Below are 15,976 nucleotides of genomic sequence, written 5' to 3' on the forward strand. Positions count from 1 at the left end.
GCTGCGCCCCGCGGGAAGGGCGCCGTCCGCGGAGTTACCCTCGGAGCAGGCCGCGAAAGGGATGGTGCGCATGTGTCGGTGGCTCGCCTACTCGGGTACGCCCGTGCTGCTCGACACCGTGCTCTACCGCCCCGAGCATTCGCTGATCAACCAGAGCCTGCGTTCCCGGCTGGGTGTGGAATCGACCAACGGCGACGGCTTCGGGCTCGGCTGGTACAGCGCGGACGGCAACGGGACGCCTGCGGTCTTCCGCGACATCGGCCCGGCCTGGAACAACCGCAACCTCCAGGAGCTCGCCGCGCACGTCCGCTCGCCGCTGTTCTTCGCGCACGTGCGGGCCTCGACCGGCTCGGCGATCCAACAGACGAATTGCCACCCTTTCCGGCACGGCCGCTGGCTGTGGATGCACAACGGGGCGATCGGGGACTTCCACCGGCTCCAGCGCGATCTGTGCATGGCCGTCGACCCGGCCCTGTTCTCGTGCATCGAGGGGTCCACGGACTCCGAGGTGATGTTCTACCTCGCGGTCACCTACGGGCTCGACCAGGACCCCCCGGGCGCGGTGGCGAGGATGGCGGGGCTCGTGGAGCGCCTCGGCAAGGAGCACGGCGTGGCGGAACCGCTCCAGATGACGGTGGCGGTGAGCGACGGTGAGCGCGTGTGGGCGTTCCGGTATTCCAGTCAGGGGAGGTCGCGCTCGCTCTACTACAGCAGCAGGGCCGACACGGTCCGGCACCTCTACCCGGAGATCGACTACCTCAGGGAGGTGTCGGACGAGACCCGCATCGTGGTGTCCGAGCCGCTGGGTGACCTTCCGGGTGTGTGGAACGAACTCCCCGAGAGCAGTTACGCGGTCGTCCCGTCCGGTCGGGACGTGGACTACCTCCCTTTCATTCCGGAGCTCTAGCCACGGCCGCGGCCCCCGCGCGCGGGGTGGTCCGGCGGGTGGGCGAAGCACAGGAGGAGGGCCTGGAAGGACGGCACCACCGCCTCGGCCATGCCGGTTCCTACCGGAGGCCGGAGGCCCCCACCCTCACCGAGAGGACCCCCGATGTCACTGGCCGTGTTCACGTCGGCGCCTCGTCACGGGAGCCGGTCCCCGCGCGCGCCGGTCGGACCGGGAAGCGGCGGCCCCGCCGCGGCCACCGTACCGACCATGGGCGTGGAGGAGGAGTTCCTGCTCGTAGAGCGCCGCAGCAGGGCTCCGGTGGGCCGCGCGGCCGGGGTCATCGAGGCGGCCTCGGGCAGACTCGGGCCGCTGGTCCAGCCGGAGTTCTTCACCGCACAGGTCGAGTCGTGCACGAGCCCGACGTCGAGCACGGCGGTGCTGCGGGCCGAGCTGGCGTGGCTGCGGGCCGAGCTGGTCCGGGCGGCGCGGGCACAGGACTGCCTGCTCGTCGGCACCGGCACTCCAGTGATCCCGCCCGAGCGTCCGCTGACCGTTACTCCGGACGAGCGCTACCGGCGCATGGCGGTCCGCTTCGCCTCGGCCGTGGCGGGCCACGACCAGCCGGTGTGCGGCTGCCACGTCCACATCGGCGTGTCCTCCCGGGCGCAGGCCCTGGATCTGGCCAACCGGCTCAGGCCGTGGCTGCCCGTCCTGCAGGCCCTGAGCGCGAACTCCCCCTTCGACCGCGGCCGGGACACCGGCCACGCCAGCTGGCGGGCGGTCGAACACGCCCGATGGCCCACGGTGGGGCCCGCTCCCTTCCTGGACGAGGCCGCCTACGAGCGCATCGCCCATGATCTGGTGCGGTGCGGGGCCCTGCTGGACCGACGGATGATCTACTGGTACGCCCGCCCGTCCGAGCACGTGCCGACGCTGGAGATCCGCGTCGCCGACGTGAACGCCCGCCTCGACACCGTCGTCCTGCTGGCGGCGCTCGTCCGAGGACTCGCGGGGGTGCTGTTGCCGGAGCGCGACGAGGGCAGGCCCGCGCCGTTCCTGGAGTGCGGGCGGCTGCGCGAGGCGCACCGGCTCGCGGCCCTGCACGGGCTGGACGGCGGATGGGGCCTCGACCCGGTCGGCGGGGCGCACGTGCCGGTGTGGGACATGCTCGATCGGCTGCGGGAGCGGGCCGAACCCGGACTCGCCGCGGTCGGCGACCTGCTCCTGGTGGACACCCTGCTCGACCGGCTGCGTGCGGAGGGCGGTGGTGCGAGCCGTCAGCGGGCCGCCCGTGCCCGGCGGGGACGGCTGGCCGACGTGGTCGACAGCCTGGCGGCGGCAACGGCGGCCGCATGACACGAGACGACACGAGGGCCGCGCGAGGAGAGGGGTTTCCCGTCACCTCGGCCGGGAACGCGCCGGGTGAGGGGGCTCCGGGGACATGGAAGGAGCTGTCATGGACGACCAGGGCGGCGCAGGAGGAGTACCGCTGCACCACGGCGACGAAGACCGGCACCGGGCACCGCACGCCGCACCCCGGGCCGGGAAGGCGCCCGGGGACGCGGGCGGGGACGACGGGACCACGCGGGCCGCGGACACGGACGAGGCGAGCCGCCTCGACCGGCCGGTCGAGCCCGGCCGGTCCGGCCCGGGCACCCGCTGGACGGGGCCGGACGGCGAACGGCCCGCCGGCCCCCGGCGACCTTCCTCCTGAGGAGGTCGCCGTGCACCGGAGCCACGGGGCGCCCACGGGCCGCGCCCCCACCTTCCTTGCCGTCCACCGGGGCGGCGTCCTCGGCTCCTCACCGGAGTCACCGGTCGGGCGGGGCCTGGGGCCGGCTACGCGTACGGTTGCAGAGAGGCGGGAGTCGTGACCGAGAAGGACATCTGGGGATACCACGAGGCTGCCGGCCACCACAGCGGCATCGACCTCGTCGGCTACAAGGTCGAGGCCACCGACGGCCACATCGGAAAGGTCGACAAGCACTCCGCCGACTTCCGCTCCTCCCACATCGTCGTCGACACGGGCGTCTGGATCCTCGGCAAGCACGTCCTCCTGCCGGCCGGCGTCGTCGAGCGCATCGACACGGCCGAGGAGAAGGTCTACCTGAGCCTGACCAAGGAGCAGATCAGGAACGCGCCCGACTACGACGAGGCCAAGTACGCCGGTGAGCCGAATTTCATGGACCGGTTCGGCCACTACTACGGGCAGTCCCACATGTAGGGGCCCGCGCGGGGTGCGTGCCCCTGCCCGGGTCGCGCGGGACCGGGCGGTTTCCCGCGGGTCACCGCCGACGGGCGCGTCGTCGCCCGCGGCCCCGGCCGACGGCACCCTGCCGGAGCGGTCCGTGCCGGGGAGGCCGTACCGGCGGAACACCCCTCCCCGCTCCGGTCCACCTCCTGGGCTCACCCCGGACGTTGATCACCCGTTACCCTTCTGTTCGGCGAGGCCACCGCCTGTTGATCATGGAGGAAATCACGTGCCCGAACCGCGTTCCGGCAGCCGTCCCACCCTGGAGGCCGTCGCGGCGCTCGCGGGCGTGTCGAGGGCCACGGTCTCCCGTGTGGTCAACGGCGGTGACGGAGTCCGCCCGCATCTGGCCGAACGGGTGCAGACGGCGATCCAGGAGTTGGGTTACATCCCGAACCACGCGGCCCGCACACTGGTCACCCGACGCACCGGCGCCGTCGCGGTGATCATTCCCGAACCCGAGGCGAGGATCTTCTCGGACCCCTTCTTCTCCCGTCAGATACGCGGCATCAGCAAGGAGTTGACCGCGCACGACGCCCAGCTGGTGCTGCTGCTGGTGGAGGACCACTGCGACTACGACCGCATCGAGCGGTACCTGGCCGGCGGCCATGTCGACGGAGCCCTCGCCTTCTCCCTGCACACCGACGACCCACTGCCCTCCATCGCCGCCCGCATCGGCATGCCCATGGTCTACGGCGGGCGTCCGGGCTGGACCGCCGGGCCCGGGGAGGACGGCCGGGTGACATACGTGGACGCGGACAACCGCGGGGGTGCCCGGGACGCCGTACGCCACTTGCTGGCGCGGGGACGGCGACGGATCGCGCACATCTGCGGCCCGCTCGACCAGACCTCGGCGGCCGACCGGCTGAGCGGCTATCGCGACGTACTCCCGGCCGCGGGGTCCGAGCTGGTCGCCGTGGGGGACTTCACCGCGGCGGGCGGAGCCCGCGCGATGGCCGAACTGCTGGACCGGGACCCCTCGATCGACGCGGTGTTCGCCGGCAACGACCTGATGGCGACCGGGGCACTGCGCGTGCTGCGCGAGCGCGGCCGGGTGGTCCCCGGGGAGGTCTCGGTGGTGGGCTTCGACGACGCCGAACCGGTGGCGGAGAGCGCCGACCCTCCGCTGACGACGGTGCGTCAGGACATCGAGGGCATGGGGCGGACGATGGCCCGGCTGCTGATGGAGCGGCTGGGAGACGGCCGCGAGGGCCGGACCGCGCCGGGGCCGGTGATCACCGAAACGATCCTGGTGGAGCGCGCGTCGGCCTGACGTGGAGCCCGCGCCCGACGCAGGCCCCGGACCCTCTTCAGGTTCTCCTGCACGCCGGCAACACGGGTGGGGAAAGGGGCACGCGCCGGGCGCCCGGCGCCAGAACCGGAGCGTCTACCGTGCCACAAGGCCCGCTGCCGACCGGTGGGAACGGCCGAAGCCGTTCCCACTCGGCATCCGCGAGATCGCCCCGCCCCATGCCCACAGGAACGACTCGGGCACGAAGTAGTCACATGAACGGCCGGACACGCCCTACGGGCCACAGCCGCTCGATGGACGGATCCGTCCGCGAGGCGATGCCGCAAACCGGTCCCCGACGGGGCCGGCAGCGTGCTCTGCCGGTCAGCGCTGGGGGCACTGCTTCCAGGAGAAGTGGTACACGCTGTTGATGCTGCCGTCCGTCGAGTCGAGGGCCATGAAGCTGGTCCTCGACGGGTCGGACGTGCCCACCTCCGCACGCAGTTCGGTGTTGATGTTGAAGTTGCGCTGCTCGCCGCAGGGCGACCAGGCCAGGGCTTCGATGCCGGTGGTGTCGGTGGCCTGCCAGTTGTCGTCGAGCGCCCCGACGAACCGGTGGGTCCGGTAAGCGGTCTGGCTCATGCCCTGGAAGTAGTAGCTGGCCTTCTGCGTGCCGACCGCGCCCGGCTGGAGGCTGCCGAAGCCCCGGTAGTCCACCTTCGCGATGGCGTAGGTGTAGCCCTGCGGGACGTGCACGACGAGGGACAGGAGACAGTTCTTGCGGCCCTCGACGGCGGGGGCGCCGCCGCCCGCCTGGGCCACGTACTCGCTGTAGGTGACGGTGAAGGCCGAGTTGTCGGGCGACACGGCGACGGCGGCACTGCCGGGACGGCAGCCCGATCCGTTGACCGTGGCGACATCCACGGCCACTTGGTCGAGGGGGGCCGAGGGGGAGGCCCCGGCGGCGGGACTGAGCGTGACGAGCGTTGCGGTCACGGCGGCTGCGGTGAATCCGGTACGGAGCGACTTGATCACACCGACATGGATAGCGGTCCGCGCCGGACGGAGCCGGCCGGTGGGCACGCGGTCTCACCTTGACGGCCGAAACGATTCACCGCAGAAACGATAAATCGCCCCAAATAGCCCGGCAATCGGCCCCAAGAGACCTTCGAGAAGCACCGGCCGGGCCGGTCATCCATGGCATAGCTCCACTTATGCCCTAATATCGGCTGGTTCCTTCAGTCCCTCAGCGGCTTCCGGAGCCGTCCCCGACCTCCGCTCCGGGCCATCCTGCGGTGAGGAGTTCGATGTCCCGCCCGTCCCGGTCCGCCGCCCTGTCGGCGCTGGCCCTCGTCGCAGCCCTGGCCCTTCCCACCGCCGGGCCGCCCGCGCCGGCCCGGGCCGCGGTCCACCACACCGGCGACGAAGCCGGCGTCCTGGGCGAGGAGCATGCCCGCGCCCACGCCCGGCTGCGCCGGGCCGCCCAGGACACCACGGGGTACCCGCAGGCGAGGCGCACGGCGAGCCTGGCCGGTCTGGAGGAGTCCCAGCGCAGGGTCAACGCCGGCTTCGCCCCCGCCCGGTTCGGCCGCTTCACGCAGTTCTTCCCCTCCCCCGACTTCGGCGTCCACGTGGCCCTGCTGCCCACCGGGAAGGTGCTGCTGTTCTCCTTCGAACGCGTGGAGTCCGACCCCACGAAGGAGACCGGGCCGACGAACACCGTCGGCCCGGCCAACGCGGGCCGCGCCTGGCTCTGGAACCCCGCTGCGGGGACCGGGCCCCGGGCCTTCCGGAACGTACCGCCGCCGGTGGTGCTGATGCCCGACGGCACCCATTCCCCCCGCCCGGCGCCGTTCTTCTGTGCCGGGCACTCCTACCTGCCCAACGGGATGGTCGGGGTCTTCGGCGGCAACCTCGGCGGCAGGGGCGGCAGCGGCGCCCGGCTGTCCTTCGTCTTCGACCCGTGGACCGAGAAGTGGTTCCGCAACCGCGACCTGGCCGTCGGCCGCTGGTACCCCTCGGTCGTGACCGGGGCGGACGGCCGGCAGATCATCATGTCCGGCCAGTCCGAGCGCGGCACGGGCACCCCCACCCCGGTGGTGGAACGCTTCCCCGCGCTCGGACACCGCGTGCCCTGGCGGCCGTACGACATCCCCGCCGGCGTCCCCGCCGAGCGGCTCCGCTCGGACGCCCCCTTCCGCAACGACTACCCGCACCTGTTCTCGCTGCGCGACGGGATGATCTACGGCCTCGGCCGCGACGCCGACCAGCAGTGGCTCTTCGACCCGGTCGGGGACGTACGCAGCGAGCTTCCTCGGCGGCCCGCCGACTTCCGGGGCTACGGCTCGGCCGTGCCGCTGCCGGCGGGCTTCCGGGGCCCGGACTCCGTCCTCGTCCTCGGCGGCGACCCGCGTGACCCGCACACATACCGGCTGTCCGGGGGACGCTGGACGACCGAGGAGCCCAGGGCCTTCGGCCGCACCCAGGACGACACCCTGATCCTGCCGGACGGCACGCTGCTCACTGTCAACGGGGCCCTGGACACCAGGGACTACGGCCACGGCCCGTTCAACCCGGAGGCCGACCCGAAGTACCGACAGATCGAGGTGCGCGACGCGAGCGGCCGGTGGAGGACGGGACCGGCCCAACGGCTGCCGCGCGGCTACCACTCCAACGCCCTGGTGCTGCCGGACGGACGGATGATGGTCACCGGCGACGAACTCCAGCAGATCGCCAACGATCCCGACGTCGGGGACGGGATGGACGGCAGCATCGAGCTCTACGAGCCCGCCTATCTGCACCGGGGCGCCCGGCCGGCGCTCGACCGGGTCCCGGCGGGCGACCTCCGGTACGACACGGCCTTCCAGGTGTCCAGCTCGACGGCCGAGGACGTCAGGCGCGCCGTACTGCTGGCCCCGACGACGGCAACGCACTCGGTCAACACCAGCCAGCGCCACCTCGACCTGCGGATCACCGACATCCAGGGCCACCGGATCGCGCTGCGCACCCCACCCGGTGCCGCCGACGCGCCGCCCGGCTCCTACATGCTCTTCCTGCTCGACGCGCAGGGCGTCCCCAGCACGGCGAAATGGATCAAGCTCGGCACCCGCTGATCGGCGACCGGCCGGCAGCGGCTTGTTCGGAGCGTGCGCCGAAAGCGCGTGCGGCGGCCCGCGGGCCGTAGTACCTCTGGGGAGCCCCAACGCCGGCTCGTTCCCACCTTGGAGACATCGATGGCCACGCGACGTGTCGTACCCAATGTCCAGTCGGAGGCTGCACAGGAGAGCCGCGAGTTCTACGGCCTGCTCGGGTTCGAGGAGGTCATGAACCACGGCTGGATCATGACGCTCGCGTCCCCGTCCAGTCCGACGGCGCAGATCAGCATCATGTCCCGGGACAAGACCGCACCCGTTGTTCCCGACATGAGCATCGAGGTGGACGACGTGGACGCCGCCTACACGGCCGTGCGGGAGAGCGGCGCGGAGATCGTCCACCCTCTTCAGGACGAGGAGTGGGGGGTGCGGCGGTTCTTCGTCCGTGACCCCAACGGCCGGGTGGTCAACGTACTGGGCCACCGCTGACGTACTCCGCCCCGCCGGACCGCACGCCTGCCGTCCGGCGGGGCGATGCGCGCCAGGACGCGGTGTACGGGAAGGGCTCGTCATCCCGACGCCGCACAGGACCTGGAGCGGGACGATGCGACGCGGCCCGACAGCATGGCCGACCATGACTGCATGCATGTCACCGAGCTACTCGAAGCGGCTTCGCTCCTCGTCCCGGAGGAGCTCGCCACCGAGAACGACCTCACCGTGCTGGACGTCTGGGACTATCTCGCCCACGACGAATGGCGGACGGCCGTGGGCCTGCTGGAGGAGCTCGGAGACGGGCCGCCGCTGCCCTCGGCGTTCTGGGAGCAGCTTGCCGAGGCGGCCGAGCAGCTCGGCTTCGAGCAGAGCCGGGCCTGGTGCCACTGGCGGTGTGCCGAGATCCGCAACGGAATGGTCCGGGCCGATCTGACGCTTCGTCCCACCACGGAGGCCCGACGCAGGACGCCGATCTCCGGTCACGGTGTCCTGCGGCCCCTGTGGGACATCGGGAACCTCTCACCGACCGGAGGTGTCGCGGTGAGCATCGCAGGACTGTGGGTCGAGGACATGCCCCTGCTGCAGCCGGGCGGCCGGGCCACCGTCCGCCTCGTTCCCCTCACCCCCGCCCACTGGACCCACGTCGAGACCGGCCAGCAGATCCAGATGTACGAGGACCGGACCGTGGCCGGCACCGCGGTCGTCCTGGAGGTTCACCCCCCGGCCCCCACCGTGCCCGCGAGATGACGTCGGCCGCTCCGCCCTCGCCGGTGCCGCCGTCAGCCCGCCGGGACGCGCTGGACGGGCTGGACGGGCTGGACGGGCTGGACGGGCTGGACGGGCTCCCGATCGATCGGCCCCTGCCCTAGCGGAAGCGGACCACAGCCGCGCGGCCGTCGGTCCGTACGCGTCCGGCGAACCCGCCCCGGGCGAGGAGCGCGTCGTACGGGCCCAGGGTGCGGGCCGGGCCCTGCGGGGTGTCCAGCGCCGCCGAGCCGTCCAGGACGACCACCAGCAGGGTCTCGCCCGGTTCGGCCGCCAGGGCGAGGCTGTCCCGGACGACGACGGTCCGCGCCGTCGTCGTGCCGCGGCGGTACATCACGTTGAAGTTCACGACCGGACCGCCGACGAGCCGGCAGTCCGTCGGCTCGTCCCCGGCGAAGTCCTGCGGTGCGAAGCGTTCGGTGACGAGCCGGCGCTCGCCTCCCACCACGAGGTCCATGCCCGCGCCCTCGGCGAGGGTCAGGGTGCGGTCGATGCCGGGGAAGGCCGAGAAGGGGCCGTCGGCGGCCACCTCGGCCAGACTCGCCCGCCACCGGAACGAGTCCATGTCGGCGTCCGCGGGCCAGACGGCGATCTCCCGGGTGACTCCCCCGCCGTTCTTCCAGACCGTGGCGGGGCGGTCGGCCGCGCGCAGGATCCGGATGTGGTCGCCGTTCACGCCCCGGCGCCCGTCAGCCGGTCGCGCAGCTCGTCGGTGTCAGCGAGGAACCACGTCTGGCGGCCCCGGTTGCACTCGCGGACGAAGTCGCGCAGCGCCGTGCTGGCCTCCGTGTGGCGGGAGACGTCGCCGAGGACGACGAGGCCCACCCGGTACTGGACGAACTTCTGGATGATCCCACCGGCGACCCGGGTGCTCAGCCGGAAGAACGTCTCGTCGAGGCGTTCGACGGGTATGACGGCCCACTCGGCGCCCAGGTAGGAGGCGTTGCCGATGCAGTCCAGGGCTTCGCTTTCACCCGCGATGGTCTCGCCCTCGGCCGCGCACATCAGCACGGGCACGTCGTTGATCCGCTGAAGAGTGTCCACGGGGGTCGAGACTAGCTCTTCTCCATCGACGGCCTCAGCCGGGCCAGCAGGGCGTAGAGCGTCGCGCTCTCGGCGTCGTCGAGCGTGTCGAGCGCGCCGTGGGCCGCCTGCATCTCCTCCCGCACCCGGCGGATGACCTCCCGGCCGGCTTCCGTGGCCACCACGTTCTTGACGCGGCGGTCGGCGGCGGACGGTTCCCTCCGCACGAGCTCGCGGGCCTCCAGCCGGTCCACGATGCCGGTCACGTTGGACGCGTCGCAGACGAGCAGGGCGGCGAGGCCGCGCATGGGCACCGGGCCGTCCAGCTGGGCGAGGACCCGCGCCTGGGTGGGCGTGAGGCCGTACTGGGCGGCGGCCGCGGCGAACTCGCGCCACTGGGCGGTGCCGATGGCTGCGAGCAGCTCCAGCAGCTGGACCTTCGTCGGGGTGTGGGTGGCGGTCTCGCTCATGCGAGGAGCCTACCCAGGTTGCTTCACATTATCAATTGTTTACTTGACTACCTGAAATATCGAGCTCTACCTTCGATCGCGTTACTTGATGACATCAAACATCTGGGTTCCGAAGCTCCTCAGCTCCGAAACACGAAGAAGGTCCCCCCAGCCATGAGCACCCCCTCCCCGGCCGCGGCAGCCTCCCGGCAGCGCCACGAGACGGCCGTCGTCTTCGCCCTGAGCCTCGCCGCGATGGTCGTGTCGATGATGCAGACCCTGCCGGTCCCGATCCTCGGCCTCATCCGCGACGACCTCGGCTCCTCGACCGCCGACGTGAGCTGGGTGACCACCGCCACTCTGCTGTCCGCGGCGGTCTTCACACCGCTCCTCGGCCGGTTCGGAGACCAGCACGGAAAGAAGCCCACCCTGGTGGCCGTCCTCGGCGTGATGGTCGCCGGCTCCGTCCTCACGGCGCTGGCCCCTTCGCTCCCGCTGCTGATCCTGGGCCGCGTCCTGCAGGGCGCCGCCACCGCGATCTTCCCGCTGGCGCTCTCGGTGCTGCGCGAAGAGGTCCGCCCGCAGAAGCTGCCTGGCGCGATGGCGCTGGTCAGCGGCACGCTCGCGTTCGGCAGCGGCCTCGCGCTCGTCGCCACCGGCCTGCTCACCTCCGGCCCCGACGCGGACTACCGCAACGCCTTCTGGATGGCGACCGGCCTCGCGGTGCTCGCCCTGCTCGCGGTGGTCCTGCTGGTCCCCCGCACCCGCACCGGATCCGGGGGGCGCACCGATGTGCTCGGCGCCCTGACCCTCGGTACCGCGCTGCTGCTGCTCCTGCTGGCGATCTCGCAGGGCCATGAGTGGGGCTGGACCTCCGGCCGTACGCTGGGCAGCTTCGCCGGCGCCGCCGTGATGGCCGCCGTGTGGGTGGTGACCGAGCTCAAGGTCCGCGAGCCCCTGGTCGACATGAAGATGTTCGCGCACCGCCCGGTCCTGATGGCCAACCTGGCCGGCCTCCTCGTCGGCTTCGGCATGTTCGCGAGCTTCCTCGGCGTCTCGTACCTCGTGCAGATGCCCGAGGCGCTCACCGGCTACGGCTTCGACGCGTCGATCCTGCGCGCCTCCGTGCAGTTCCTGCTGCCCAGCGCGATCGTCTCGCTGCTGGCCTCGCCCATCGGCGGCCGGATCGTGCGCCATCGCGGTCCGCGCACGGCACTGGGCATGGCCGCCCTGCTGGGCACGGCCGGCTTCGGCTGGCTCGCCGTCGACCACGGCCACGCGTTCTCGGTGATCGGCTCCGGTCTGGTCGTCGGTGCGGCCGTCAGCTTCGGGTACGCCGCCATGCCAGCTGTGATCATGTCCAGCGTCCCGCCGCACCAGAGCGGCATCGCCAACGGCATCAACTCGATCTCCCGCTCGACGGGCAGCGCGATCGGCAGTGCCGTCGTCACCACGATCCTCGCGTCCAACACCATCGAGCACCTGCCCGCAGGGGTGCCCCCGCTGCCCGCCGAGTCCGGGTTCACCCTGACCTTCGGGATCGGCGCCGCGGCCTTCGCCCTGGTCGGGCTGATCGGCCGGTTCGGCCTGCGCGCTGGCCACCGGCCCGCCGCGCCGGCTGCCGCGCGGCCGGCCGAGGCCGGACCGGGCCGGACCGCCGAGCCCGCACAGGCCGACGCCGTCGGCTGACCCGGGACCGCCGGCCCGGCGCCCCGCCCCCGCGTGTCGTTCGCACCGGGTGGGCCGCCGGGCCTTGCATGGTGGGTGCATGAAGGCTACGGACGGGTTCGGCCGGATCCGGGAGGCCGTGTACGAGGCCGTGGACGGCGCGCCCGCGGACCTGTTGAACGCCCGCGTCGACCCGGCCGCGAACTCCGTCACCTGGCTGGTCTGGCACCTGACCCGGATCCAGGACGACCACATCGCGGCCGCGGCAGGCCTGGAGCAGGTGTGGGAGGCCGGGGGCTGGGCGGACCGGTTCGCCCTGCGGCTGCCCACCGAATCCACCGGCTACGCCCATTCCGCGCGGCAGGCGGGCGCCGTGAGGGTGGATGCGGGAGAGCTCCTGCTCGGCTACTTCGACGCGGTGCACGAGCAGACCCTGGGCTTCGTCCGGGGGCTCGCGGCCGCCGACCTGGACCGGGTGGTCGACGAGCGCTGGGACCCGCCGGTCACCCTCGGAGTCCGCCTGGTCAGCGTGCTCGCCGACGACCTCCAGCACGCGGGCCAGGCGGCCTTCGTCCGCGGGGTGCTGGAGCGGGGCCGGACGTCCTGAGCCCCTACGGGTCCACTTCCGCCCACGGGGCCCGCACGGGTCGGCCGCCCTGCGGTCCGGGCAGCCCCCGCAGACCCGTTCCGGACCCGCCGCCCGCCGGTGTCCCCCACTGCCGGACCGCCCTCCGAGAGGCGTCAGCGTGGACGGGCTCTGCCGCAGCCGGTGCGGGGCCGACACCGTCCCGTTGCCCGGACAGGGCCGCTGCCACCGGCCGGCCGCCTACCGGCCGCGGTCCGCCGTCTCTCAGCCTCGGAAGGCCGCCGGGCGTACCGGGGAGGCCTCGGCGAGGGCCCGGGAGACCCCTTCGACGCCCTCCCGGAGTCCGTAGACGGGGGTGTCGGGCTGCTGCCGCCAGGAGTCGTCGAGGCCGCCCGAGTCGACCGTGTCGAAGCCGAGCTCCTCGATGAGGTCGCGTACGGTCTTCTTCGCCGCCTCGTCGTCGCCCGCGACGGGCAGCGCGATCCGGTCCGCGGCACCGGCCGGGCGGTGCCGGTCGAGGAGGTCCTGGGCGTAGGTGCCGTTGAAGGCCTTGATCACGGGGCGTCCGAGCTGCCGCTCGGTCCAGCGGCTCTCGGTCAGTCCCTCGTCCTCCACGCCGGCGATCCGGCCGTCGCGCTGCCGGGGGTAGTAGTTGCCGGTGTCGATGACCACGAGGCCAGGAGCGGCGCCGTCGAAGACGCCTGCCGGCAGGTCGGGCACGTTCTTGAACGGGATGGTGACGACGACGACCTCGGCACCCTGCGCCGCCTCGGCCACGGTGACGGGGGTGGCGCCGGTCTCCTGCGCGAGGGCGGTGAGGGTTTCGGGCCCCCGCGAGTTGGCGACCGCGACCTCGTGCCCGAGGGCGGTGAGGCGGCGGGTGAGGTTGCCCCCGATGTTGCCCGCGCCGATGATGCCGATCTTCATGAGCTCTCCAGTGCCTGCGGGGTCAGAGTCCTGCTCGTGTCCAACTCCCTTGCACGGCCCACAATTCCGTTCCGGCGCAATCGTCCCCCGTACGGGGGACGGCGGCGGGCCTCCCCTCCGCCACCGCTCGCACGGACGGGCCGGGCCCGTCCGGTCCCGGCCCGCAGCGATCAGGCGCCGCTCGCGTCGAGCATCTCCTCGCGTTCCACGATCTTCACGCGCGCACGGCCCTGGGGCTCACCGAGGGCCTTCTCCGCCGCGTCCAGCCGGTACCAGCCCTCCCAAGTGGTGTAGCGCACGCCGCGCTCGGCAAGGAAGGACTCGACGGCTTCCGCCTCCGGGGACGACGGCGCGCCCAGGCGGCCCTCGGCGTGGTCGGCGAGCAGGTTGGCGACGGTCTCGTTGGCGTCGCCCTTGGTGTGGCCGATCAGGCCGATCGGGCCGCGGCGGATCCAGCCGGTCACGTATGTCGACTGCATGTGGCCGCCGGCGTCGATCACACGGCCGCCCTCGTCCGGGACGGTGCCGGACTCGACGTCCCAGGGAAGCTTGGGCAGTTCGTCCGAGAGGTAGCCGACCGCGCGGTAGACGGACTGGACGTCCCAGTCGGTGAACCGGCCGGTTCCCCTGACGTTCCCGGTGCCGTCCAGTTCGGTGCGCTCGGTCCGCAGACCGACGACCCTGCCGTCCTCGCCGAGGATCTCCGAGGGCGACTCGAAGAAGTGCAGGAAGAGCTTGTGCGGCCGGTCGCCGATGTCGCGGATCGCCCAGTTCTCCAGGGTCTTGGCGACCATGTCGGTCTGCTTGTTCCCGCGCCGCTCGGCGATCGAGCCCTCGTCGTAGTCGATGTCCTCGGGGTTGACGATCACCTCGATGTGGGGCGAGTGGTCCAGCTCGCGCAGCTCCATCGGACTGAACTTGGCCTGGGCCGGGCCGCGGCGGCCGAAGACGTGCACCTCCATGGCCTTGTTGGCCTTGAGGCCGTCGTAGACATTGGCCGGGATCTCGGTGGGCAGCAGTTCGTCGGCGGTCTTGGCGAGGATGCGCGCGACGTCCAGGGCGACGTTGCCGACGCCGAGCACGGCGACCTTCTCGGCATCGAGCGGCCAGGTCCGCGGCACGTCCGGGTGGCCGTCGTACCAGGAGACGAAGTCGGCCGCGCCGTAGGAGCCGTCGAGGTCGACACCGGGGATGGAGAGCGCGCGGTCGGCCGTGGCGCCCGTGGAGAAGATCACGGCGTCGTAGAAGGAGCGCAGCTCGTCGAGGCTGATGTCGCCGGGGTAGTCGACGTTGCCGAAGAGGCGGACCTGCGGCTTGTCGAGCACCTGGTGCAGGGCCGTGATGATGCCCTTGATCCGCGGGTGGTCGGGAGCGACGCCGTAGCGGATCAGGCCGAAGGGCGCGGGCATGCGCTCGAAGAGGTCTATGGACACACCGGGATCAACGGCGGCCTCGGACTTCAGCAGCGCGTCGGCGGCATAGATGCCGGCCGGGCCGGCACCGACGATTGCTACCCGCAGAGGGCGAGGCATGGCAGAGGTTCCCTTCGAGCGACGGCAGGGTGGATCACGTCGGATCAAAGGGAACCCTAAATGAAGGTAAACCTAACCCGGCACCCGGTGCCGGTTTATGCCCCCATAACTCAAACTTATAACCTCCCCAAGGCACCCTTGGGGCATCCAGGAACTCGCTGGTCAGCAGGTACGGCGACTGACAGACTGGGGCCGCTTGATCACTCCAGGAGGACGAATGGCTGACGAAGCAGGCATCCCGCAGGACGAGTCCCCGGCCGAAGCGGCCAAGCGCCGGTTCCGGGAGGCCCTGGAGCGCAACGCCGCGAAGGCCCACTCCCAGCAGGCGCACCAGAACCGGGCCAAGGTACAGGGCTCCAGCAGCGCCGCGAGCGGCAAGACCAAGAAGGTCCGCCGCAAGAGCGGCTGACCCTCCCCACTCCGGGATCCGGGCCCCGCCGCCACCGCGGCGGGGCCCGGCCGGTCCGACGGTCCGTTGGGCCACTCGGGTGACGGGGCATAACCCCGGGCGCCGTCAGCAGTTGATCAGCGCGCCCCGCCGTGGGCAGCCATCCGATGCGACAGCGCGACCGAAGGATCCCCCAGATGCTCAAGAAGTTCATGGCCACCGCCGCCGCCACCGCCGCCGTGCTCGGCGCGGGCGCCGCCGCCTCGCCCGCGATGGCGATCGGCAACGACAACGGCGTCAGCACCGTGAACGGCAACGACTCGGCGCAGATCTACGGCAACGCGGAGACCCGCGGGAACCAGAGCCCGCAGCTCGCCCCGATCCAGGGCTCCCTCAACAAGCTCTGCGTCGGCCTGCCGGCCAAGGTCAACGCCCAGTCCCTGGTCGCGGTCCTCGCCAACGTCGGCGTCCAGGACGTCAACGTCCTGTCCAACCCGCAGAACCAGCAGTGCGCGGAGAACTCCACCCAGGCCAAGGGCGACGAGTCCCTCTCGCACATCGCCAGCAACATCCCGGTCCTGTCCGGCAACCTCTCCGCCGGCAGCTGATCGAGTCTTCCGCGCCGGTGTCACGCGACACGCGTGACACCGGCGCTCCTTTTGGTCTAGACCTTGACAGGTTCA

General features: G+C 72.1%; 19 protein-coding genes. 13 read left to right on the forward strand and 6 right to left on the reverse strand.

Annotation, left to right across the window (positions count from 1 at the left end; genetic code table 11):
• Positions 1-70 precede the first annotated feature (70 nt).
• The 5 genes from ACFW2G_RS00410 (at position 71) to ACFW2G_RS00430 (ending at position 4,413) form a co-directional block, all read left to right on the forward strand.
• A complete protein-coding gene (locus ACFW2G_RS00410; protein WP_037922931.1) occupies positions 71-907 on the forward strand; it encodes a class II glutamine amidotransferase in 837 nt (278 codons plus the stop codon).
• A 249-nt stretch (positions 908-1,156) separates the two neighbouring features.
• On the forward strand, positions 1,157-2,245 hold the full coding sequence (locus tag ACFW2G_RS00415; protein WP_384583411.1) for a glutamate--cysteine ligase: 1,089 nt from the start codon (positions 1,157-1,159) through the stop codon (positions 2,243-2,245).
• Positions 2,246-2,345: 100 nt separating this feature from the next.
• The gene (locus ACFW2G_RS00420) at positions 2,346-2,603 is read left to right on the forward strand and encodes a hypothetical protein (RefSeq protein ID WP_384583408.1); all 258 of its coding nucleotides are present in this window, start codon (positions 2,346-2,348) and stop codon (positions 2,601-2,603) included.
• Between the two features lie 156 nt (positions 2,604-2,759).
• On the forward strand, positions 2,760-3,113 hold the full coding sequence (locus ACFW2G_RS00425; RefSeq protein ID WP_037922163.1) for a hypothetical protein: 354 nt from the start codon (positions 2,760-2,762) through the stop codon (positions 3,111-3,113).
• A 256-nt stretch (positions 3,114-3,369) separates the two neighbouring features.
• The gene (locus tag ACFW2G_RS00430) at positions 3,370-4,413 is read left to right on the forward strand and encodes a LacI family DNA-binding transcriptional regulator (RefSeq protein WP_037922158.1); all 1,044 of its coding nucleotides are present in this window, start codon (positions 3,370-3,372) and stop codon (positions 4,411-4,413) included.
• Positions 4,414-4,755: 342 nt separating this feature from the next.
• Here the strand turns inward: ACFW2G_RS00430 and ACFW2G_RS00435 are convergent, their stop codons facing one another.
• Entirely contained in the window at positions 4,756-5,406 is a 651-nt protein-coding gene (locus ACFW2G_RS00435) for a DUF4360 domain-containing protein (RefSeq protein WP_037922155.1), read from the reverse strand.
• A 272-nt stretch (positions 5,407-5,678) separates the two neighbouring features.
• Between ACFW2G_RS00435 and ACFW2G_RS00440 the strand changes: the two genes are divergently transcribed.
• From ACFW2G_RS00440 to ACFW2G_RS00455, 4 genes are all read left to right on the forward strand, one after another.
• Positions 5,679-7,484, forward strand: a complete 1,806-nt coding sequence (locus ACFW2G_RS00440; RefSeq protein WP_384583405.1) for a galactose oxidase-like domain-containing protein — start codon at positions 5,679-5,681, stop codon at positions 7,482-7,484.
• Positions 7,485-7,604: 120 nt separating this feature from the next.
• Positions 7,605-7,952: a VOC family protein gene (locus tag ACFW2G_RS00445; RefSeq protein ID WP_037922151.1), complete on the forward strand. Its 348-nt coding sequence runs from the start codon at positions 7,605-7,607 to the stop codon at positions 7,950-7,952.
• A 153-nt stretch (positions 7,953-8,105) separates the two neighbouring features.
• A complete protein-coding gene (locus tag ACFW2G_RS00450; RefSeq protein ID WP_384450629.1) occupies positions 8,106-8,702 on the forward strand; it encodes a hypothetical protein in 597 nt (198 codons plus the stop codon).
• A complete protein-coding gene (locus ACFW2G_RS00455) occupies positions 8,699-8,824 on the forward strand; it encodes a hypothetical protein (protein WP_269084547.1) in 126 nt (41 codons plus the stop codon). The genes ACFW2G_RS00450 and ACFW2G_RS00455 overlap by 4 nt, the downstream gene beginning before the upstream one ends.
• Here ACFW2G_RS00455 and ACFW2G_RS00460 read toward each other — a convergent pair.
• Genes ACFW2G_RS00460 through ACFW2G_RS00470 form a run of 3 tightly spaced genes read right to left on the reverse strand, consistent with a single transcriptional unit; the run spans position 8,821 to position 10,213 of the window.
• Positions 8,821-9,396, reverse strand: a complete 576-nt coding sequence (locus ACFW2G_RS00460; protein WP_037922149.1) for a HutD family protein — start codon at positions 9,394-9,396, stop codon at positions 8,821-8,823. The two genes, ACFW2G_RS00455 and ACFW2G_RS00460, sit on opposite strands and share 4 nt — an antisense overlap.
• Entirely contained in the window at positions 9,393-9,764 is a 372-nt protein-coding gene (locus ACFW2G_RS00465) for a DUF4180 domain-containing protein (protein ID WP_384450633.1), read from the reverse strand. The genes ACFW2G_RS00460 and ACFW2G_RS00465 overlap by 4 nt, the downstream gene beginning before the upstream one ends.
• A gap of 11 nt (positions 9,765-9,775) precedes the next feature.
• A complete protein-coding gene (locus ACFW2G_RS00470) occupies positions 9,776-10,213 on the reverse strand; it encodes a MarR family winged helix-turn-helix transcriptional regulator (RefSeq protein ID WP_037922144.1) in 438 nt (145 codons plus the stop codon).
• A 153-nt stretch (positions 10,214-10,366) separates the two neighbouring features.
• On the opposite strand from ACFW2G_RS00470, the gene ACFW2G_RS00475 reads away from it, so the two are divergent.
• Positions 10,367-11,881: an MFS transporter gene (locus ACFW2G_RS00475; protein WP_384450637.1), complete on the forward strand. Its 1,515-nt coding sequence runs from the start codon at positions 10,367-10,369 to the stop codon at positions 11,879-11,881.
• A 79-nt stretch (positions 11,882-11,960) separates the two neighbouring features.
• Positions 11,961-12,467 carry a DinB family protein gene (locus ACFW2G_RS00480; RefSeq protein ID WP_384583402.1) on the forward strand — a complete coding sequence of 169 codons (507 nt, stop codon included), beginning with the start codon at positions 11,961-11,963 and terminating at the stop codon, positions 12,465-12,467.
• Between the two features lie 243 nt (positions 12,468-12,710).
• On the opposite strand, the gene ACFW2G_RS00485 is transcribed toward ACFW2G_RS00480, so the two are convergent.
• Together ACFW2G_RS00485 and ACFW2G_RS00490 are read right to left on the reverse strand one after the other, a co-directional pair.
• On the reverse strand, positions 12,711-13,373 hold the full coding sequence (locus tag ACFW2G_RS00485; protein ID WP_037922138.1) for an NADPH-dependent F420 reductase: 663 nt from the start codon (positions 13,371-13,373) through the stop codon (positions 12,711-12,713).
• A gap of 170 nt (positions 13,374-13,543) precedes the next feature.
• Positions 13,544-14,905, reverse strand: coding sequence for an FAD-dependent oxidoreductase (locus tag ACFW2G_RS00490; protein WP_384583399.1), 1,362 nt, complete (start codon positions 14,903-14,905; stop codon positions 13,544-13,546).
• Between the two features lie 217 nt (positions 14,906-15,122).
• Between ACFW2G_RS00490 and ACFW2G_RS00495 the strand changes: the two genes are divergently transcribed.
• Both ACFW2G_RS00495 and ACFW2G_RS00500 read left to right on the forward strand, forming a co-directional pair.
• A complete protein-coding gene (locus ACFW2G_RS00495; protein ID WP_037922134.1) occupies positions 15,123-15,314 on the forward strand; it encodes a DUF5302 domain-containing protein in 192 nt (63 codons plus the stop codon).
• A gap of 176 nt (positions 15,315-15,490) precedes the next feature.
• A complete protein-coding gene (locus tag ACFW2G_RS00500) occupies positions 15,491-15,901 on the forward strand; it encodes a rodlin (protein ID WP_037922132.1) in 411 nt (136 codons plus the stop codon).
• Positions 15,902-15,976 lie beyond the last annotated feature (75 nt).

This window comes from Streptomyces sp. NPDC058880 (genome assembly GCF_042742535.1).
In the GTDB taxonomy this organism is placed as follows: Bacteria; Actinomycetota; Actinomycetes; order Streptomycetales; family Streptomycetaceae; genus Streptomyces.